We start from the raw sequence: 20,259 nt of genomic DNA, 5'->3' as shown, positions 1-20,259 counted from the left end.
GCCTATTTAAGTCCCTGTAATTATTTAGGACGCTTAGCACCGTATTTAGAACGGGCTTGCTTACGGTCTTTAACACCTGCAGTATCCAAGGAACCACGTACAGTGTGGTAACGTACACCCGGCAAGTCTTTTACACGACCGCCGCGAATCAGTACGACGCTGTGCTCTTGCAGGTTGTGGCCTTCACCACCGATGTATGAAATGACTTCAAAACCGTTGGTCAGGCGAACTTTACATACTTTACGCAATGCAGAGTTAGGTTTTTTAGGGGTAGTCGTGTATACACGGGTGCACACGCCGCGTTTTTGCGGGCAGGCTTCCAGTGCAGGCACTTTGTTTACGTACACGGGCTTTTGACGGCCTTTGCGTACCAATTGGTTGATAGTTGGCATATTTTCTCGTCCTGTTGAGTTAAATACTTGCCGACACCATGTCGGCAAGAGTGAAATTATATTTTTATTGCAAGAGTTTAGTCAAGCAAACGGTAGAGAAAAGTTGGTATTTTGTATTTACTAAGAACTATTTAACAACTGAGGTCGTCTGAAATGGATAAAGAGTTCTCAAACTCTGCACTCCCTATTTCAGACGACCTTTATCAAAAATAAGTCAGTTCGCAACTCCATTAGAGCCACCCTTCCTACCGTACTTTTCACAACGGCATTGATATAGTGGATTAAATTTAAATCAGGACAAGGCGACGAAGCCGCAGACAGTACAGATAGTACGGCAAGGCGAGGCAACGCCGTACTGGTTTAAAGTTAATCCACTATAATCCACACAGGTCGTCTGAAAAAGAAAACCGCAAGTGATATTGCCTTGCGGTTTTCTTTCAAACAAACATCCTACGGATTATTCATCTGTTGCTTCGATTTCGGAAGCTTCTTGCTCTGCTTCCTGCCATTGCTGGCGACGGCTGCGGTGGTAGGTCAAACCGGTACCGGCAGGAATCAGACGACCTACGATTACGTTCTCTTTCAGACCGCGCAACTCGTCTTGCTTGCCCATAATGGCGGCTTCGGTCAGAACGCGGGTCGTTTCTTGGAACGATGCGGCAGAAATGAAGCTGTCGGTTGACAAGGAGGCTTTGGTAATACCCAACAATACGTTTTCGTAACGTGCCGGTTCTTTGCCCTCTTCCAAAGCTTTTTCATTGGCTGTCATGACATCACCGCGTTCGACTTGCTCACCGGTAATGAATTCGGTTTCACCTGAATCGACAATATTCACACGGCGCAGCATCTGACGGATAATGACTTCGATGTGTTTATCGGAAATCTTCACACCTTGCAGACGGTAAACCTCTTGCACTTCTTGAACGATATAACGTGCCAGTGCTTCGATACCTTGCAAACGCAGAATATCATGCGGATCAACCGCTCCATCTACGATGGTTTCACCGCGGTTTACCACTTGACCGTCGTGCACCAGAATTTGTTTCTCTTTGGAAATCAAAGTCTCGTATGCTACGCCGTCTACATCAGTGATAATCAGACGCTGTTTGCCTTTAGTCTCTTTACCGAATGAAACGGTACCGGTGATTTCTGCCAACATACCTGCATCTTTCGGCACGCGTGCTTCAAACAACTCGGCAACGCGCGGCAGACCACCGGTAATGTCGCGGGTTTTGGAAGAGGCTTGCGGGATACGCGCCAATACGTCGCCTTTACCAACTTCCTGACCTTCGCGCACGGTAATCACTGCACCCACAGGGAATGCCATAGATACCGGGGTGGAGGTACCTGGAATGCAGATTTCCAGACCGTTTTCATCCAACAGTTTTACAGTAGGACGCAGCAGTTTGGATGCACTGCCGGAGCGGCGTTTGCCGTCAATAACCACCAAAGTGGACAAACCGGTTACATCGTCAGTTTGTTTGGCAACGGTTACACCCTCTTCAACATTTTCGAATTTCACCCAACCTGCGTGTTCGGTAATCATCGGGCGGGTATGCGGATCCCAAGTTGCCAACGTTTGACCGGCTTTAATGGCTTCACCATCTTGAACCATCAAGATCGCACCGTAAGGCACTTTGTGACGTTCACGTTCACGACCGATGTCATCATGAATAACGACTTCGCAAGAGCGGCCGATGACAACCAATTCGCCTTTGTTGTTAGCAACATAACGCATTTGGCTGCTGAATCGTGCGGTACCGTTGGATTTGGCTTCAACTTGGCTGGCTGCTGCCGCACGGGATGCCGCACCACCGATGTGGAACGTACGCATGGTCAGCTGGGTACCCGGTTCACCGATAGACTGAGCGGCAATCACGCCAACTGCTTCACCGGCATTGACCAATTTGCCACGTGCCAAGTCGCGACCGTAACAGTGCGCACACAAGCCATGGCGGGTTTTACAAGTAATCGGGGTACGGACTTTGACCTCATCCACACCGGATTGATCAATCATATCCACCAGTTTTTCCGTCAACAACGTACCGGCTTCAACCAAGGTCTCGCCACTTGACGGATCGACAACGTCAGACGCGGTAACACGACCCAAAATACGATCGCGCAATGCTTCAATCACATCACCGCCCTGTACGACCGCTTTCATAACAAAGCCGTCTGAAGTACCACAATCGTCTTCAACAACGACCAAGTCTTGAGTTACGTCTACCAGACGACGGGTCAGGTAACCGGAGTTCGCGGTTTTCAATGCGGTATCCGCCAAACCCTTACGCGCACCGTGGGTCGCAATAAAGTATTGCAATACAGTCAGACCTTCGCGGAAGTTTGAGGTAATCGGCGTTTCAATAATCGAGCCGTCTGGTTTTGCCATCAAGCCACGCATACCAGACAACTGTTTAATCTGAGCCGCAGAACCACGGGCACCAGAGTCCGCCATCATATAGATGGAGTTGAATGACTCTTGATCGACTTCATTACCATCACGGTCGATAACTTTCTGTTTGGACAAGTTATCCATCATCGCTTTAGCGATTTTATCGCCGGCACGACCCCAAATATCCACCACTTTGTTGTAGCGTTCGCCGTTGGTTACCAAACCTTGACGGTATTGGTCTTCGATTTCTTTAACCTCGGCATTGGCTTCAGCCAACAAGGCTGCTTTTTCTTTCGGAATTTCCATGTCGTCAACAGCAATGGAAATACCGCCTTTGGCTGCGAATCCGAAACCGGTATACATCAAGTGGTCGGCGAAAATAACCGTATCGCGCAAGCCGCACAGGCGGAACGATGCGTTAATCAGTTTGGAAATTTCTTTTTTCTTCAGCGCTTTGTTGATGTATTCGAACGGCAGGCCTTTAGGCAGGATTTCGCTCAACAATGCACGACCGACTGTCGTTTCGTAACGGGTAACGACTGGCTCAAATTCACCGGCTTCGTTTTTCACCCATTCACGCAGACGTACGGTGATTTTCGTACCCAGCTCAACCTGTTTGGTATGGTATGCACGATGCACTTCTTTCACATCAGCAAACAGACTGCCCTCACCTTTAGCATTGATGCGGTCGCGGGTCATGTAGTACAAGCCCAATACGATGTCTTGGGAAGGTACGATAATCGGTTCGCCGTTGGCAGGAGACAATACGTTGTTTGAAGCCAGCATCAGGGTACGCGCTTCCATTTGCGCTTCCAAGCTTAATGGAACGTGTACCGCCATTTGGTCACCGTCAAAGTCGGCGTTAAACGCGGCACATACCAACGGATGCAGCTGAATGGCTTTACCTTCAATCAGGATAGGTTCAAACGCTTGAATACCCAAACGGTGCAGGGTCGGCGCACGGTTCAGCATAATCGGATGTTCGCGGATGACTTCTTCTAAGATGTCCCATACTTCCGGTACTTCTTGTTCTACCAATTTTTTTGCTGCTTTAACGGTAGAGGCCAGACCTTGTTTTTCCAGTTTATGGAAAATGAACGGTTTGAACAGTTCCAAAGCCATTTTTTTCGGCAAACCGCATTGGTGCAGACGCAGGTATGGACCTACGGTAATCACGGAACGACCGGAGTAGTCCACACGTTTACCCAGCAGGTTTTGACGGAAACGACCACCCTTACCTTTAATCATGTCTGCCAATGATTTCAGCGGACGTTTGTTGGCACCGGTCATGGCCTTACCGCGACGGCCGTTATCCAACAGCGAGTCAACCGCTTCTTGCAACATACGTTTTTCGTTGCGGACGATGATGTCAGGAGCGTGCAGTTCCAGCAGGCGTTTCAGACGGTTGTTACGGTTGATGACGCGACGGTATAAATCGTTCAAATCGGAAGTGGCAAAACGACCGCCATCCAACGGAACCAAAGGACGCAAATCAGGCGGCAATACCGGCAGCACGTCCATAATCATCCACTCCAGTTTCATACCGGAACGGTGGAAGGCTTCCAACACTTTCAAGCGTTTGGCGATTTTTTTGATTTTGGTATCTGAACCGGTCGATTCAAGCTCTTGGCGCAGGATTTCGATTTCGCCTGCTACATCCAAGGTGCGCAACAATTCGCGGATACCTTCTGCACCCATTTTGGCATCGAAATCGTCGCCGTATTCGTCCAGTTTGTTGTAGTAGTCATCTTCAGTCAGCAATTGACGGCGTTGCAGCGGAGTCATGCCGGGGTCGGTCACAACAAATGCTTCAAAGTACAATACGCGCTCGATGTCGCGCAAAGTCATGTCCAACACCATGCCCAAACGAGAAGGCAGGGATTTCAAGAACCAAATGTGTGCAACAGGTGCGGCCAATTCGATATGACCCATGCGTTCACGGCGTACTTTGGACAAAGTCACTTCCACGCCACATTTTTCACAGGTTACACCTTTAAATTTCAAGCGTTTATATTTTCCGCACAAGCATTCGTAGTCTTTGACCGGACCAAAGATTTTGGCGCAGAACAGACCGTCACGCTCAGGTTTGAACGTACGATAGTTGATGGTTTCAGGCTTTTTAACTTCGCCGTAAGACCATGAACGGATGGTTTCGGGAGAAGCAATGCCGATTTTGATGGCATCAAACTCTTCTTCCATGCCGGCAGTTTGCAACGGATTAAATAAGTTCAACAAATTCATTTTTGCTCCTTGAAGGAAGTATTTTTACCGCATGGCGGATTTTCAATATTGGAAACGGTACGTTACGGTTTCAGACGACCTGATATTTTCAGATTTCGATTCATTCATTCTTATTCTGCAACCGCTTTTTCAGACGACCTAGAGAGGTCGTCTGAAAACTTCTGTTTAGTAACGTTCCAAATCGATATCCAAGCCCAGTGAGCGAATCTCTTTAACCAATACGTTGAAGGACTCAGGCATACCGGCATCGATTTTGTGCTCGCCTTTGACGATGTTCTCGTACATTTTGGTACGGCCTGTTACGTCGTCGGACTTCACGGTCAGCATCTCTTGCAGTGTGTAGGCTGCACCGTATGCTTCCAGCGCCCAAACCTCCATCTCACCGAAACGTTGGCCACCGAACTGAGCTTTACCGCCCAGAGGCTGCTGAGTAACCAGACTGTACGGACCGGTAGAACGCGCGTGCATTTTTTCGTCAACCAAGTGGTGCAGTTTCAGATAGTGCATCACACCTACTGTTACCTTGCGGTCAAACGGTTCGCCAGAGCGTCCGTCATACAGTGTGATTTGGGTTTTGCTGTCGTTAAAGCCCAGTTTTTCGACTTCAGGATCATCGCTCGGATAAGCCAAATTTAGCATTTCGCGGATTTCAGATTCTTTCGCACCATCAAATACCGGCGATGCGAAAGATGCACCTTTACGCAGATTGGAAGCCAGTTCGATGATTTCTTCATCAGTCAGGGCATCCAAATCTTCTTTCTTACCGCTGCCATTGTAGAGTTTGTTCAAGAACTCGCGCAGCTCGCTGGCTTTGCGTTGCTCTTTCAGCATACGGTCGATACGCTCGCCGATACCTTTTGCCGCCCAACCCAAGTGAACTTCCAAAATCTGACCGATGTTCATACGAGAAGGTACGCCCAACGGGTTCAGTACGATGTCCACAGGACGACCGTCCGCCATGTAAGGCATGTCTTCCACCGGCAGAATGCGTGATACCACACCTTTGTTACCGTGGCGGCCCGCCATTTTGTCACCGGCTTGCAGACGGCGTTTGATGGCGATAAAGACTTTCACCATTTTTTGTACGCCAGGCTGCAATTCGTCGCCTTGGGTCAGTTTTTTCTTCTTGATTTCGTACAATTCGTCCGCTTCTTCGCGTTTTTGTTGCAGACTCAATTTAATCAGTTCTAATTGTTTGGCCAAATCTTCATCAGCCAAACGGATATCGAACCAATCGTGTTTGCTAGGCAAACCCGCCAGATATTCGGTAGTGATTTCACTGCCTTTAGCCAGCTTCATCGGACCGCCGTTGGCTTTTTGGCCGACGATCATACGCTCAATACGGTCGAATGCGTCGTTATCAAAAATACGCAACTGGTCGCCCAAGTCTTGACGGTAACGTTTCAGCTCGGAATCGATAATGGATTGGGCACGTTTATCGCGTTGGATACCTTCGCGGGTAAAGACTTGAACGTCGATAACCGTACCGCTCATACCGGTAGGCATACGCAAAGAGGTGTCTTTTACGTCGGATGCTTTTTCGCCGAAGATGGCGCGCAACAGTTTTTCTTCCGGAGTCAGTTGGGTTTCGCCTTTAGGCGTTACTTTACCAACCAACACATCGCCGGCTTCCACTTCCGCACCGATATAAACGATACCGGATTCATCCAAACGGTTTTGCATACGTTCGGACAAGTTCGGAATATCGCGGGTGATATCTTCCGCACCCAGCTTGGTATCGCGGGCAACGACATTCAATTCCTCAATGTGAATCGAAGTATAGCGGTCGTCTGCAGCTACTTTTTCGGAAATCAGAATCGAGTCTTCATAGTTATAACCGTTCCACGGCATGAAGGCGATAGTCATATTTTGACCCAAAGCCAATTCGCCCAAATCAGTGGATGCACCGTCAGCAATCAAATCGCCGCGTTGCAAAACGTCGCCGGCTTTGACGGCAGGACGTTGGTTGATATTGGTAGATTGGTTAGAACGAGTGAATTTAACCAAGTTGTAAATATCGACACCCACTTCACCGGCAGTCGCTTCATCGTCATGAACACGAATCACAACACGGTTGGCATCGACATACTCAACTACACCGCCACGACGGGCAACGATTGCAGTAGCAGAGTCAACAGCAACAGAACGTTCGATACCGGTACCAACCATCGGTTTTTCAGGACGCAGGCACGGTACGGCCTGACGTTGCATGTTGGCACCCATCAATGCACGGTTCGCATCATCGTGTTCCAAGAAAGGAATCAGAGATGCCGCTACAGATACCACTTGTCCGGTTGCCACGTCCATATATTGGACACGATCAGGCGTTGCCATAATGGTTTCGCCTTTTTCACGACAAGTTACCAAGTCACCAATCAAATTACCGTCTTTGTCCAAATCAGCATTCGCCTGTGCAATCACATAGCGGCCTTCTTCGATAGCAGACAAGTAATCGATTTCCTCGGTTACTTTGCCGTCGATAACGCGGCGGTAAGGAGTTTCCAAGAAACCATAATCATTGGTACGCGCATAAACGGACAATGAGTTAATCAAGCCGATGTTCGGACCTTCAGGTGTTTCAATCGGACATACGCGGCCATAGTGGGTCGGATGCACGTCTCGCACCTCGAAACCGGCACGTTCACGGGTCAAACCACCCGGGCCTAACGCAGATACACGGCGTTTATGGGTTACTTCAGACAAGGGATTGGTCTGGTCCATAAACTGACTCAACTGGCTTGAGCCGAAGAATTCTTTGATGGCAGCAGAAACAGGTTTCGCATTAATCAAATCATGCGGCATTAAGTTTTCTGATTCCGCTTGATTCAGGCGTTCTTTTACGGCACGTTCCACACGAGCCAAACCGCTGCGGAATTGGTTTTCAGTTAACTCACCTACCGAACGCACGCGACGGTTACCCAAGTGGTCAATATCGTCTACTTCGCCATGACCGTTACGCAATTCAACCAAAGTAGCAATTGAGGCGACAATATCTTCGACGCTCAGAACATAACCGCCTTTTTCGGCAGCACCTGCGAAAGTTTCATTCAACAAACGGCCATACCAAGACTGCTGTTGTACTTCAGACAATTTTTGTTCATAAGTCCGCGTATTGAATTTCATACGGCCTACGCGAGACAAATCGTAGCTGTCTTCGCTAAAGAACAAGCGGTTAAACAATTGCTCGACAGCCTCTTCGGTAGGCGGTTCGCCCGGGCGCATCATGCGGTAAATCGCAACACGTGCAGCTTGCTGATCAGCAGTCTCATCAGTACGAAGAGTATTGGAAATATAGCCACCTTGATCCAATTCATTAATGTAAAGCGTAGTAAGTTGTTTTACACCATGAATATCAAATTTTGCCAATAATTCTTCAGTGATTTCATCGTTGGCTACAGCCAATACTTCACCCGTTTCAGGGTCAATCAAATCCGCGGCCAAAGCTTTGCCAATCAGGCTTTCCGGCTCCACATCCAAACGGGTTAATCCCGCATTGCTAATATCACGGATATTTTTTGCGGTAATGCGTTTACCTTTAGCAACCAATACGTTGCCTTCTTTATCCAAGATATCAACTTTGGCAGTTTCACCTTTCAGACGACCTACAACCAAATCGGTTTGAACACCATTTTCAGACAGATAGAACGTTTCTTTATCGTAGAAAATATCCAAGATCTGCTCATTGTTGTAGCCCAAAGCCTTCAACAAAATCGTAACCGGCATCTTACGGCGACGGTCGATACGGAAATACAACAAATCTTTCGGGTCAAATTCGAAATCCAACCATGAACCACGGTAAGGAATGATTCGAGCAGAGAACAACAATTTACCGGAGGAATGGGTCTTGCCGCGGTCATGCTCAAAAAACACACCGGGAGAACGGTGCAACTGAGAAACAATTACACGTTCGGTACCGTTAATGACAAACGAACCACTTGGAGTCATCAATGGGATTTCGCCCATGTACACTTCATTTTCACGAACTTCTTTGACTGTCGGTTTAGACGCTTCCTTGTCTAAAATAACCAGTCGGATACGCGCGCGCAAAGGGGCTGCATAAGTGATTCCGCGCAATTGACATTCAGGAATATCGAACAAAGGCTCACCCAACGTGTAATGCACAAACTCCAGACGCGCATAACCATTGTGGCTTACAATAGGGAAAATAGAATTAAATGCTGCCTGCAGACCATCGTCAGTGCGCTGATCAAAAGCATTTTCTAATTGCAGAAATTTCGCATAAGAATCAATTTGTGTTGCCAACAAAAAGGGAACGTCCAATACGTTCTCTCGTTTTGCAAAACTCTTACGGATACGTTTTTTCTCGGTAAACGAATAGTTCATATACACTCCGAAAAGCAATTTTAAAAAAGAGGTCGTCTGAAATAACGCCTATTGTTTGTATTATTTACATTTATTTAAACTTAACTTGCGAATAAATTGCAAATAAATGTAAATAACAAATCAACCTAATAACAATAAGCAAAATAAGGCTGGCAGAGAACTGCCAGCCTTCACAGGAAGCATCAAATTATTTGATTTCGACTTTAGCGCCGGCTTCTTCCAATTGTTTTTGGATGTCTTCAGCTTCAGCTTTAGAAACACCTTCTTTAAGAGTTTTAGGCGCGCCATCAACGATGTCTTTAGCTTCTTTCAGACCCAGACCAGTAATTGCGCGGACTACTTTAATCACGCCAACTTTTTGGTCACCGGCAGAAGCCAATACTACGTCAAATTCAGTTTTTTCTTCAGCGGCAGCAGCACCAGCACCAGCAGGACCTGCAACTGCAACAGCAGCAGCAGAAACACCGAATTTTTCTTCAAAAGCTTTAACCAAGTCGTTCAATTCCATTACGGTCAAAGAACCAACTGCTTCCAAAATGTCTTCTTTAGTAATAGCCATGCTATTTATACTCCAAATATTGTATTAAAAAATAATTGATTAACAGAAACAAAATTGATTAAGCGGCTTCTTCGCCTGCTTTTTTCTCTGCCAAAGCAGCCAAACCGCGTGCAAAGCCTGATACAGGAGCTTGCATAACGAACAACAGTTTGGACAACAGCTCTTCGCGGCTCGGAATAGAAGCCAACTCAGCAACCTGAGCAGCATTCATTACTTCACCATTGTAAGAACCGGCTTTAACTACAATCTTGTCATCTTTTTTCGCGAATTGGTGCAACACTTTAGCAGCAGCAACAGCATCTTCAGAAGCAGCATAAACCAATGGACCAACCATTTGATCAGCCAAAGCTGCGAATGAAGTACCCTCTACTGCACGACGAGCCAATGTGTTTTTCAGAACGCGCAAGTAAACGCCTTCTTTACGCGCATTTGCACGAAGCTCAGTCATACTGGAAACACTGATACCGCGATATTCAGCAACCACGAGAGTCTGAGCGTTAGCAATTGCTGCGCTGATTTCCTCTACGGCTACTTTCTTGGTTTCAATATTGAGACTCAAGGTCTACCTCCCACTGTTTATAAACAGGATATCGGAATGATATCCCACCAGCGCGGTAACCTAAAAAGACATCTTACAAGCAATCTTGTAATGTGTTTCAGGACTACCGTCTGCGTAGGGCAGTTACGATTAAATCTTGCGATCCCTACGGTCTTGGACATCTACTTAATTCTAAGTAGCCCAAATTCAAGCAACTCAAAAATAGAGTTGCTTGAAAATTTCTTAGATTAGTTATTCACGCTTGATGTATCAACGCGAACACCTAAACCCATAGTGCTGGATACAGCAACTTTTTTCAGGTACTGACCTTTAGCAGCAGCGGGTTTGGCTTTAACGATAGCGTCCAGCAACGCATCAAAGTTCTCTTTCAAATCAGCTTCAGCGAACGAAGCACGACCGATAGTTGCATGAACGATACCAGCTTTGTCTGTACGATATTGCACTTGACCTGCTTTTGCATTTTTAACTGCTTCAGCCACATTAGGAGTAACAGTACCCACTTTAGGGTTTGGCATCAAGCCACGCGGACCCAAGATAGTACCCAACTGACCAACGATACGCATTGCATCAGGAGATGCAATAACAACGTCAAAGTTCAGATTACCTGCTTTGATTTCAGCAGCCAAATCTTCAAAGCCGACAACATCAGCACCAGCTTCTTTAGCTGCATCAGCATTTGCACCTTGAGTGAATACTGCTACGCGGGTTGTTTTACCGGTACCTTTAGGCAGAACAACTGAACCACGGATAACTTGGTCAGATTTACGCGGATCAACACCCAAGTTGAAAGATACGTCAACAGACTCGTCAAATTTAGCAGTCGCTGCTTTTTTTACCAAAGCAATTGCTTCATCAATTGCATATAATTTATTGGCTTCAACAGAAGAGCGCAAAGCTTTCAAGCGTTTAGATACTTTAGCCATTATACAACACCCTCCACATCCAAACCCATTGAACGAGCAGAACCAGCAATAGTGCGAACAGCGGCATCCAAATCAGCAGCAGTCAAATCAGGTTCTTTAGTTTTAGCAATTTCTTCCAACTGAGCACGGGTCAATTTACCCACTTTATTTGTCAGAGGATTAGAACTACCTTTTTGCAGACCAGCGGCTTTTTTCAACAGAATAGAGGCCGGGGGAGTTTTCATCACAAAAGTGAATGACTTATCCGCAAATGCAGTAATCACAACAGGAATCGGCAAACCAGGCTCCATGCCTTGAGTTGCAGCATTAAATGCTTTACAGAATTCCATAATATTCAGACCACGTTGACCCAAAGCAGGACCAACTGGGGGAGATGGATTGGCTTTACCTGCAGGAATTTGCAGTTTGATATAGCCGATAATTTTCTTTGCCACTTATAGGACTCCTAAAAACGGGTATAGCGCGGAACCATTTCCGCTTCCCAAAAAAGAATTCAGTATTATATTTACTTAGAGATTTTTTTTCAAGGGATTTAAAAGCTTAAATCTTTTCCACTTGCCCAAACTCTAACTCAACCGGAGTTTCACGACCAAAAATCTGAACAGAAACCCTCAATTTATTACGCTCATAATTCACTTCATCCACAATACCGTTGAAGTCAGCAAAAGGCCCTTCGTTTACACGAACTTGCTGCCCCACTTCAAATTCAACTTTAGGTTTAGGCTTCTCAACCCCAGAACGAACCTGTTGCAAGATCGCATCAGCCTCTCTTTGAGAAATCGGAGTAGGCTTATTTGCCGTACCACCAATAAAGCCTGAAACTCGAGGGGTACTTTTCACCAAATGCCATGAATCATCGGTCATTTCCATTTCGACCAAAACATAGCCCGGATAGAACTTACGCTCGCTAATGGTTTTACGACCATTTTTAATATCGACCACTTCTTCAACCGGAACAAGAATCTGACCGAAATAACCTTCCATGCCTTCGCGAGCGATACGCTCTTTTAGGGTCTTCTGGACATTTTTCTCAAAGCCGGAATAAGCCTGCACAACATACCAACGTTTTGACATTTTTACCCCCTCTTCAACAACACATCAAAAAACAGCCAAGAAATAGCACTGTCTGCCGCGTAAATAAATACTGCCAAGATTGCTACAAATATAACGACGAAGATCGTCATCTTAACTGCATCATCCCGCGTAGGCCAAACAACTTTTTTAAACTCAGACCATGAGTTTTTAAAATAGGAAAGCAGCCCTTCTCGCTTAGGCGGCGTAGAATGATTGCCGGATGTTACAAGCTGACCCGACTTTTCTGCTTTATGTTCAGATGTATGTTCAGTCATCTTTACTCACTCACCACAGCATCAAAGTCGCGCTATCTCACTCATGCAATGGTTTAAATTAATTACTAAAAAAGAAATGCAAAAAAATTAACCGGCACAGGGCCGGTTAATTTTTTATTTGGCAGGCCAAGAGGGTCTCGAACCCCCAACCCTCGGTTTTGGAGACCGATACTCTACCAATTGAGCTATTGGCCTCTAAACTTAAGCGATGATAGAAGAAACCACACCTGCACCTACGGTACGGCCACCTTCACGAATCGCAAAGCGCAAACCTTCTTCCATAGCGATAGGCGCAATCAGTTCTACAGTGATGGCTACATTCTCACCAGGCATAACCATTTCTACACCTTCTTCCAAAGTAACCGCGCCGGTCACGTCGGTAGTACGGAAGTAGAATTGAGGACGGTAGTTGGCGAAGAACGGAGTATGACGGCCACCCTCTTCTTTGCTCAATACGTACACTTCCGCTTTGAATTTGGTGTGCGGAGTGATGGTACCCGGTTTAGCCAATACTTGACCGCGTTCCACTTCTTCGCGTTTGGTACCGCGCAGCAATACGCCTACGTTGTCACCTGCTTGACCTTCGTCCAGCAGTTTGCGGAACATCTCAACACCGGTACAAGTGGTTTTTTGGGTTTCTTTCAGACCTACGATTTCGATCTCGTCACCAACGTGGATGACACCGCGCTCTACACGGCCGGTTACTACGGTACCGCGACCGGAGATGGAGAATACGTCTTCGATAGGCAACAGGAACGGTTTGTCCACGGCACGCTCTGGAGTCGGGATGTAGCTGTCCAATGCGGCAGCCAGTTCGAAGATTTTTTCTTCGTAAGCGGCGTCGCCTTCCAAGGCTTTCAGTGCAGAACCTTGTACGATCGGGCAGTCGTCACCTGGGAAGTCGTAGCTTGACAGCAAGTCACGGATTTCCATTTCAACCAGTTCCAGCAGTTCGGCATCATCAACCATGTCGCATTTATTCATGAACACGATGATGTAAGGTACGCCTACTTGGCGGGCCAACAGGATGTGTTCGCGAGTTTGCGGCATAGGACCGTCGGCAGCGGAACATACCAAGATTGCGCCGTCCATTTGTGCGGCACCGGTAATCATGTTTTTAACGTAGTCGGCGTGGCCCGGGCAGTCCACGTGTGCGTAGTGGCGGGTTTCGGTTTCGTATTCTACGTGTGAGGTATTGATGGTAATACCGCGGGCTTTTTCTTCGGGAGCGTTATCGATTTGGTCGTAAGCTTTTGCAGCACCGCCGAATTTTTTAGCCAAAATAGTAGTCAAAGCAGCAGTCAGAGTGGTTTTACCATGGTCAACGTGACCGATGGTGCCAACGTTTACGTGCGGTTTGCTACGTTCAAATTTTTCCTTTGCCATGGCAAATTTCCTATCTTTAAAATACTGAGAAAATGGTATTTGGTGCCCATGGGCAGATTTGAACTGCCGGCCTCTCCCTTACCAAGGGAGTGCTCTACCCCTGAGCTACATGGGCCAATAGACTATTGGAGCGGGTGAAGGGAATCGAACCCTCACCGTAAGCTTGGAAGGCTTCTGCTCTACCATTGAGCTACACCCGCAGACTTACTGCATCAATGCCCCAACACATTGGAATTTGGTGGTGGGAGAAGGATTCGAACCTTCGAAGCTCTCGCAACAGATTTACAGTCTGCCCCCTTTGACCGCTCGGGAATCCCACCAAAAGAGAACGCAAGTTTATTCGTGACTCAGATTTTCGTCAAGTTCTTTTTTAATTTTGTTTTCTTAAAATCACTCAATTTATTGCTTTAAAAAAGAATTTATTTGAACTGAATGATTTTTTCGTATTTTGCCATCAGCTCTTCGTGCGTTTCCGGATGCTCTTCATCAATCAGGATGCAGTCCACGGGGCATACCTGCTGACATTGCGGCTCATCGTAATGGCCTACGCACTGCGTACACAAATTAGGGTTGATTTCGTAAATTTCCTCGCCTTGCGAGATGGCGTCATTGGGGCACTCCGGCTCGCAAACGTCACAGTTAATGCACTCATCTGTAATAAAGAGCGACATTTCTTTTCCTTTTTCATTTAAATTATCAAAACCGATTGGGCGCGGATTATAGCACAAACGCGTCAAAAACAATCCGTTTAGGCGAATGTTTACACCCTGGTAATGATTCTCAAATCTCTTACTATTCAGCTACTTGGACAAACTGCAAGAGCACAAAACCGCTCTTACCCGCCCGTCCTTCGCGATAAGGCTCCAGCCACTCGGGGAAATCGGGCAGCTCCCCTGCTTCAATATAGACCATTGCCCCGTTTTTCAAGCTGTTTTTCAAAGAAGCAAACAAATTTTCCCAATCCCGCCACGCAAACGGCGGATCCAAAAAGACCACATCAAACTTTTCAGACGACCTCTGCAGATACGCAAGGCCATCGGTATTGAGGATTTCCAGTTTATCCAAACCCAATGCTCTGGCGTTTTGCCGCAGCATATCGGCAGTTTTGCGATTATTATCCGCCAGCACCACCCTCTTCGCGTTACGGGACGCGGCCTCAAATCCCAACGCGCCGCTTCCAGCAAACAAATCCAACGCATTCAGACCGGTCAAATCCTGACCCAGCCAATTAAAAAGTTTTTCGCGGACACTGTCAGGCGTCGGCCGCAGACCGTCCGCATCTGCAAAAACCAGTTTCCGTCCCCTGCATTGCCCGCCGATGATGCGGACTTGATTTGAATGTTTGCTGTGTTTGCTCATGATTAAAACGAATCGTCCAACAGTTTCAGACGACCTCTAAAGAATGACAAAGCAGCCATTATACCGCAGCGTTTTTTTCATTTAAGGCAGCATGAAAACAAATTGACGCATCGTGAAATTTTATTTTTTATGATGCTAAACTTACAAAATTTTATAAATCATAAAATATTTTCTCAAATAAAAAGGTCGCTTACGTCCGCCATTAGAACTTTCCCACCGCTTTTTCAGTCTATTGGCCATAATACTTAATGAAAATATGGATGGCTGACAATGCCGCTTTGGAAAATTATTTTGGGTGTTTATATCGGCGGCGTGATTGCCTTCACCGCCCACGCCCATTTTTTTGACGAATATTACCGCCACTTGGGATTGATTCCGAACTTGGGGCGCGGTCTGCTTTGGTTCGTCTTTTGCCTGCCCTTGATCGGCAAAACCGTTGCTTTGATTGTCAGCTTGTTCTTTCTTGCCACGTTGGTTTTTGCAAGGCGTTAAATCCCTTCCTAATGAAACTGAAAAGGTCCTTGGATTCGGATTTCAAGTGCAACACTAGGGTACCAGTGGTTGGAACAGATTTAAGAATAAAACACTTGGCGTTTCGTAGCCAAGTGTTTTTCTCGGCCGGTGGTTCAACTCATCTTGAACCCTGCGTATCTCCCGATCGCTGATGTTTCGGAAATCGGTTTGTTTGGGGAAATATTGCCGGATGAGTCCATTGGTGTTCTCATTCAGCCCTTTCTCCCAAGAATGGTAAGGGCGGCAAAAATAGGTTTTCGCCTTCAAGGCTTTGGCTATTTTGGTGTGTTGGTAGAACTCTTTGCCGTTATCCATGGTGATGGTGTGGACTCTGGCTTTATATGCCTTTAATACCCTAATGGCCGCCCGGGCAGTGTCTTCGGCTTTTAAGTTCTTTAATTTGCAGATGATGGTGTAGCGGGTAGTGCGTTCGACCAAGGTCAATAACGCGCTTTTCTGATTTTTGCCGACGATGGTGTCGGCCTCCCAATCGCCGATGCGGGTTTTCTGGTCGACGATAGCAGGTCGGTTCTCTATGCCGACGCGGTCGGGCACTTTGCCTCTGGTCCATGTGCTGCCGTAGCGTTTGCGGTAGGGTTTGCTGCATATTCTGAGGTGTTGCCACAAAGTGCCGCCGTTGCTTTTGTCTTGGCGAAGGTAGCGGTAAATGGTGCTGTGATGGAGTGTGATCCCGTGGTGTTTATGCAGGTAGGCACATACTTGTTCGGGACTGAGTTTGCGGCGGATAAGGGTGTCGATGTGTTGAACCAGCTGCGAATCGAGCTTATAGGGTTTTCGCCGGTGCTGTTTGGTCAGCCGGCTTTGCTTCTGTGCTTTTTCGGCGCTGTATTGCTGTCCTTGGATGCAGTGCCGCTTGATTTCTCGGCTGATGGTGCTTTTGTGGCGGTTGAGCTGTTTGGCGATTTCGGCGATGGTGCAGTGGCGGGACAGGTATTGGATATGGTATCGTTCGTCTTGGGTCAGTTGTGTGTAGCTCATGGCAATCTTTCTTGCAGGAAAGGCCGTATGCTACCGCATACTGGCCTTTTTCTGTTATGGAAAGTTGCACTTCAAATGCGAATCCGCCGTCGTCTGAAATTTTTTCAGACGACCTTTTCTCTTTAAACCAACCTAATCTCACTCTTTCGGTGCAGGCGGTTCAATCTGTTCTTTCCAGCCGCATTCTTTTTGCGGGCAGATTTTTTCCACGCCCCAGCGTTTGGTAGTTTTGATGGTCAAGACCGGCCAATGGCAGCTCGGGCATTCTTCGGCGACGGGCGGGTTCCAGGTGGCGTAGTTGCAGTCGGGATAGGTGCTGCAACTGTAAAACAGTTTGCCGTAGCGGGATTTGCGCTCGACGAGGTTGCCTTTTTTGCACTGCGGGCATTGGACGCCGGTATCTTTCGGTTTTTCCAGCGGCTCGACGTGTTTGCATTTGGGGTAGTTGGCGCAGCCGATGAATTTGCTGCCAGTGCGGCTGTATTTGTACACTAGGCGACCGCCGCATTTAGGGCACTCGCGTCCGTCGAGTTCCGCTTGCTCGGCTTCCGCTTTGGCGATGCGCTCGGCGGCTTCCTCGGCGGTTTCGTTGACGTTGCGCGTGTAGCTGCACTCGGGATAGCCGGCGCAGGCGACGAAGCGGCCCATTTTGCCGAACTTGATTTGCAGTTTGTGTTCGCCGCATTTCGGGCAGGTTTCGTCGAGTTCCTGCGTGGTAAATTTGGCGCGTTCGATGCCTTCTTTTTCTTCCACTTGTTTGATGAACGGTTTCCAGAATTTGTCCATCACGGGAATCCAGCGGCGTTTGCCGTCGGCGATTTCGTCGAGCTGGTCTTCGAGTTTGGCTGTGAAGTGGTAGTCGACGTATTGGGCGAAGTGTTCGGTCAGGAATTTGTTGACGATGTCGCCTGTGTCGGTGGGCATGAAGCGTTTTTGCTCAAGGGTAACGTATTCGCGGTCTTTGAGCGTGGAGATGATGCTGGCGTAGGTCGAGGGGCGGCCGATGCCGTATTCTTCGAGGGCTTTAACCAGCGTGGCTTCGTTGTAGCGCGGCGGAGGGGTAGTGAAGTGTTGCTCGCCGTAGAGTTTGTCCACGGGCAATTTGTCGCCTTCGCTCATTTCGGGCAGTTTTTTGCTGTCTTCGCCTTCTTCATCGTCGCTGCTTTCTTCGTAAACGCTGAGGAAGCCTGCGAAGGTTTGCACTTGTCCGGTTACGCGGAATACGCCTTTGCCAACGGTAATATCGACGGTGGTTTGGTCGAATTTGGCGGGCGTCATCTGACAGGCGACGGTGCGCTGCCAAATCATTTGATAGAGTTTGAACTGGTCTGCGCTCAGGAAGGGTTTGACGCTTTCGGGCGTGCGGTACACGGAAGTCGGACGGATGGCTTCGTGCGCTTCTTGGGCGTTTTTGGATTTGGTTTTGTATTGTTTGGCGGCACTCGGCAGATATTCTTTGCCGATTTTGTTTTCGATGTAATGGCGGATTTCGGTTAACGCTTCATCGGCCAAATTCACGCTGTCGGTACGCATATAGGTAATCAGACCGATGGCACCCTGCCCTACGTCTATACCTTCGTAAAGCTGCTGGGCGGTACGCATGGTGCGGTCGGTGGTGAAGCCGAGTTTGCGCACGGCATCCTGCTGCATGGTAGAAGTGGTAAATGGCGCGGCGGGATTGCGGCTGCGCTTTTTCTTTTCGATGGCGGTAACGACGGCCTCTTTGCCTTCGAGTTCTTTCAACACGTCGGCTTGCGCGGCTTCGTCCGGCAGGTCGAATTGTTCGAGTTTCGCGCCGTTGTATTGGGCGAGTTTGGCGGTGAACTTGCTGCGGCCTTTGTGGCTGTCGAGATGCACCGTCCAATATTCCTGCGCTTCAAACGCGCGGATTTCGTTTTCGCGTTCGCAAATCAAACGCAGGGCGGGGCTTTGCACACGGCCCGCGCTCAAACCGCGTCGGATTTTTTTCCACAACAATGGCGAGAGGTTGAAACCGACCAGATAGTCCAAAGCGCGGCGGGCTTGTTGCGCATCAACCAAGTCCATTTCGATTTCGCGCGGGTTGGCGACGGCATCGAGCACGGCGTTTTTGGTGATTTCGTGGAACACGACACGCTGCGGCTTGATGTTTTTCAGACCGCGTTTGGATTTGAGGATTTCAAAAAGATGCCAGGAAATCGCTTCGCCTTCCCTATCCGGGTCGGTTGCGAGGTAGATGTTTTCGGCTTCTTTGGCTCCCGCGACAATCGCATCGACGTGTTTGGCGTTGCGTTTGATCAGCTCGTATTTCATGGCGAAGTCGTGTTCGGGATCGACGGCACCGTTTTTGGGGACGAGGTCGCGGACGTGGCCGTAGGAGGCCAGAATTTCGAAATCGCCGCCAAGGTATTTTTTCAGGGTTTTGGCTTTGGACGGTGATTCGACGATTAAGAGGTTTTTCGCCATTGTTTGTTCTCTTTTAATGTATTGGATGATGCGTTTCAGACGACCTTTCTGAACAAGCTGCGTCAAAAGGTCGTCTGAAAAGGTTTAATGCATGGTTGCTTTGCCGTTGAGCGCGCCCATCAGGTCGTCACCGATTAAGACGGGCAATTCGCTTTTGTGCGCCCACAACAAGAGCAACACCAGCACTTTCGCCGTATCGAGCGTGATTTCTTCGGGCGGGATGTGCATCAGGGCGTGGATGACGATTTCGCGCTGCTCGTAAGTGATGGCGCGTTCGGCAACCAGATACTGCATCAGCCCCATGACTTCCTGCGGCAGATTTTCCACTTCCTCGTTGCAATACACGCGCAGGGCATGGCTGTCGAACGGTGCGGCGGCGAATTCGGACGTGTTGAACAACACTTCCATCATCATCAGCGTATTGCCGATTTCCGTTACGTCAAAACCCGCATCTTCCAACAGGCGGCCCAAATCCTCCGGCGGCGGACAATTGTCGAAATCTTGGAAGTGTTCGATGAGATAGGCAATGACTTCTGTCATGCTGGTTCCTTAATGAATGAATCAATTATGCTTTTATGCGCTGATAGCGTCCGCCCGGCAAGGCGGCGACGATGCCGTCGAGTTCGTATTCCAGCAGTCGAGCGTAAACGTCTGCCGCCGCCCATGCGGTTTGCTGCGCCAATATATCGGGATGAACGGAGTCGTAACCCATGGCGTCCAGCAGCCCATCTTCCGCTGTCGGCGCGGCAACCGTATTGGCTTGCGCCGGCTGTTTTCGGACATGAAGGTCGTCTGAAA

The 20,259-nt window shown here is 48.1% G+C and carries 16 protein-coding genes, 4 tRNA genes and 1 pseudogene; 1 reads left to right on the top strand and 20 read right to left on the bottom strand.

Going from position 1 to position 20,259, the window contains the following annotated elements:
* Positions 1-20 precede the first annotated feature (20 nt).
* The 16 genes from rpsL to rsmD all read right to left on the bottom strand — a co-directional run bounded on the left by rpsL (position 21) and on the right by rsmD (position 15,504).
* A complete protein-coding gene (rpsL, locus tag MON37_RS00405) occupies positions 21-392 on the bottom strand; it encodes a 30S ribosomal protein S12 (protein WP_002218431.1) in 372 nt (123 codons plus the stop codon).
* 457 nt (positions 393-849) lie between these two features.
* Positions 850-5,025, bottom strand: coding sequence for a DNA-directed RNA polymerase subunit beta' (gene rpoC, locus MON37_RS00400; protein ID WP_003760500.1), 4,176 nt, complete (start codon positions 5,023-5,025; stop codon positions 850-852).
* Positions 5,026-5,190: 165 nt separating this feature from the next.
* The gene (rpoB, locus tag MON37_RS00395; protein ID WP_039409753.1) at positions 5,191-9,369 is read right to left on the bottom strand and encodes a DNA-directed RNA polymerase subunit beta; all 4,179 of its coding nucleotides are present in this window, start codon (positions 9,367-9,369) and stop codon (positions 5,191-5,193) included.
* Between the two features lie 187 nt (positions 9,370-9,556).
* The gene (gene rplL / locus MON37_RS00390) at positions 9,557-9,928 is read right to left on the bottom strand and encodes a 50S ribosomal protein L7/L12 (protein WP_003677916.1); all 372 of its coding nucleotides are present in this window, start codon (positions 9,926-9,928) and stop codon (positions 9,557-9,559) included.
* Between the two features lie 58 nt (positions 9,929-9,986).
* Positions 9,987-10,487 (bottom strand): 50S ribosomal protein L10, encoded by a 501-nt coding sequence (rplJ, locus tag MON37_RS00385; protein WP_003760504.1) that lies wholly within the window; start codon positions 10,485-10,487, stop codon positions 9,987-9,989.
* 227 nt (positions 10,488-10,714) lie between these two features.
* Complete coding sequence (gene rplA, locus MON37_RS00380) at positions 10,715-11,410, bottom strand: 50S ribosomal protein L1 (RefSeq protein ID WP_003742647.1); 696 nt, start codon at positions 11,408-11,410, stop codon at positions 10,715-10,717.
* Positions 11,410-11,844: a 50S ribosomal protein L11 gene (gene rplK, locus MON37_RS00375; RefSeq protein ID WP_002220151.1), complete on the bottom strand. Its 435-nt coding sequence runs from the start codon at positions 11,842-11,844 to the stop codon at positions 11,410-11,412. Before rplK ends, rplA begins: the two co-directional genes overlap by 1 nt.
* A gap of 106 nt (positions 11,845-11,950) precedes the next feature.
* Positions 11,951-12,484, bottom strand: a complete 534-nt coding sequence (gene nusG, locus MON37_RS00370) for a transcription termination/antitermination protein NusG (protein WP_003760509.1) — start codon at positions 12,482-12,484, stop codon at positions 11,951-11,953.
* Positions 12,485-12,486: 2 nt separating this feature from the next.
* Complete coding sequence (gene secE, locus MON37_RS00365) at positions 12,487-12,759, bottom strand: preprotein translocase subunit SecE (protein ID WP_003779769.1); 273 nt, start codon at positions 12,757-12,759, stop codon at positions 12,487-12,489.
* Between the two features lie 119 nt (positions 12,760-12,878).
* Positions 12,879-12,954: transfer RNA gene (locus tag MON37_RS00360), tRNA-Trp, on the bottom strand.
* 6 nt (positions 12,955-12,960) lie between these two features.
* Entirely contained in the window at positions 12,961-14,145 is a 1,185-nt protein-coding gene (gene tuf / locus MON37_RS00355) for an elongation factor Tu (RefSeq protein WP_003742643.1), read from the bottom strand.
* A gap of 40 nt (positions 14,146-14,185) precedes the next feature.
* Positions 14,186-14,260 (bottom strand) — tRNA-Thr (locus MON37_RS00350).
* Between the two features lie 11 nt (positions 14,261-14,271).
* Positions 14,272-14,345, bottom strand: a tRNA-Gly gene (locus tag MON37_RS00345).
* A gap of 36 nt (positions 14,346-14,381) precedes the next feature.
* A tRNA-Tyr gene (locus MON37_RS00340) sits at positions 14,382-14,465 on the bottom strand.
* A 99-nt stretch (positions 14,466-14,564) separates the two neighbouring features.
* A complete protein-coding gene (locus MON37_RS00335) occupies positions 14,565-14,816 on the bottom strand; it encodes a YfhL family 4Fe-4S dicluster ferredoxin (RefSeq protein ID WP_003679513.1) in 252 nt (83 codons plus the stop codon).
* A gap of 121 nt (positions 14,817-14,937) precedes the next feature.
* Positions 14,938-15,504 carry a 16S rRNA (guanine(966)-N(2))-methyltransferase RsmD gene (gene rsmD / locus MON37_RS00330; RefSeq protein ID WP_039410333.1) on the bottom strand — a complete coding sequence of 189 codons (567 nt, stop codon included), beginning with the start codon at positions 15,502-15,504 and terminating at the stop codon, positions 14,938-14,940.
* A gap of 270 nt (positions 15,505-15,774) precedes the next feature.
* Between rsmD and MON37_RS00325 the strand changes: the two genes are divergently transcribed.
* On the top strand, positions 15,775-15,996 hold the full coding sequence (locus tag MON37_RS00325) for a hypothetical protein (RefSeq protein WP_003742639.1): 222 nt from the start codon (positions 15,775-15,777) through the stop codon (positions 15,994-15,996).
* 54 nt (positions 15,997-16,050) lie between these two features.
* Here the strand turns inward: MON37_RS00325 and MON37_RS00320 are convergent, their stop codons facing one another.
* The 4 genes and pseudogenes from MON37_RS00320 to MON37_RS12365 form a co-directional block, all read right to left on the bottom strand.
* Positions 16,051-17,016, bottom strand: a complete 966-nt coding sequence (locus tag MON37_RS00320) for an IS30 family transposase (RefSeq protein ID WP_242883583.1) — start codon at positions 17,014-17,016, stop codon at positions 16,051-16,053.
* Positions 17,017-17,154: 138 nt separating this feature from the next.
* Entirely contained in the window at positions 17,155-19,461 is a 2,307-nt protein-coding gene (topA, locus tag MON37_RS00315; RefSeq protein WP_039409382.1) for a type I DNA topoisomerase, read from the bottom strand.
* An 84-nt stretch (positions 19,462-19,545) separates the two neighbouring features.
* A complete protein-coding gene (locus tag MON37_RS00310; RefSeq protein ID WP_003742632.1) occupies positions 19,546-20,001 on the bottom strand; it encodes a Smg family protein in 456 nt (151 codons plus the stop codon).
* Positions 20,002-20,026: 25 nt separating this feature from the next.
* A pseudogene (locus MON37_RS12365) lies at positions 20,027-20,182 on the bottom strand (DprA-like winged helix domain-containing protein); the annotation flags it as partial.
* Positions 20,183-20,259: the final 77 nt, after the last annotated feature.

The sequence above is a fragment of the Morococcus cerebrosus genome, assembly GCF_022749515.1.
Lineage (GTDB): Bacteria > Pseudomonadota > Gammaproteobacteria > Burkholderiales > Neisseriaceae > Neisseria > Neisseria cerebrosa.
The sequence above is the reverse complement of the archived record's forward strand: the minus strand, read 5'-3'. Positions and strand labels throughout refer to the sequence as shown.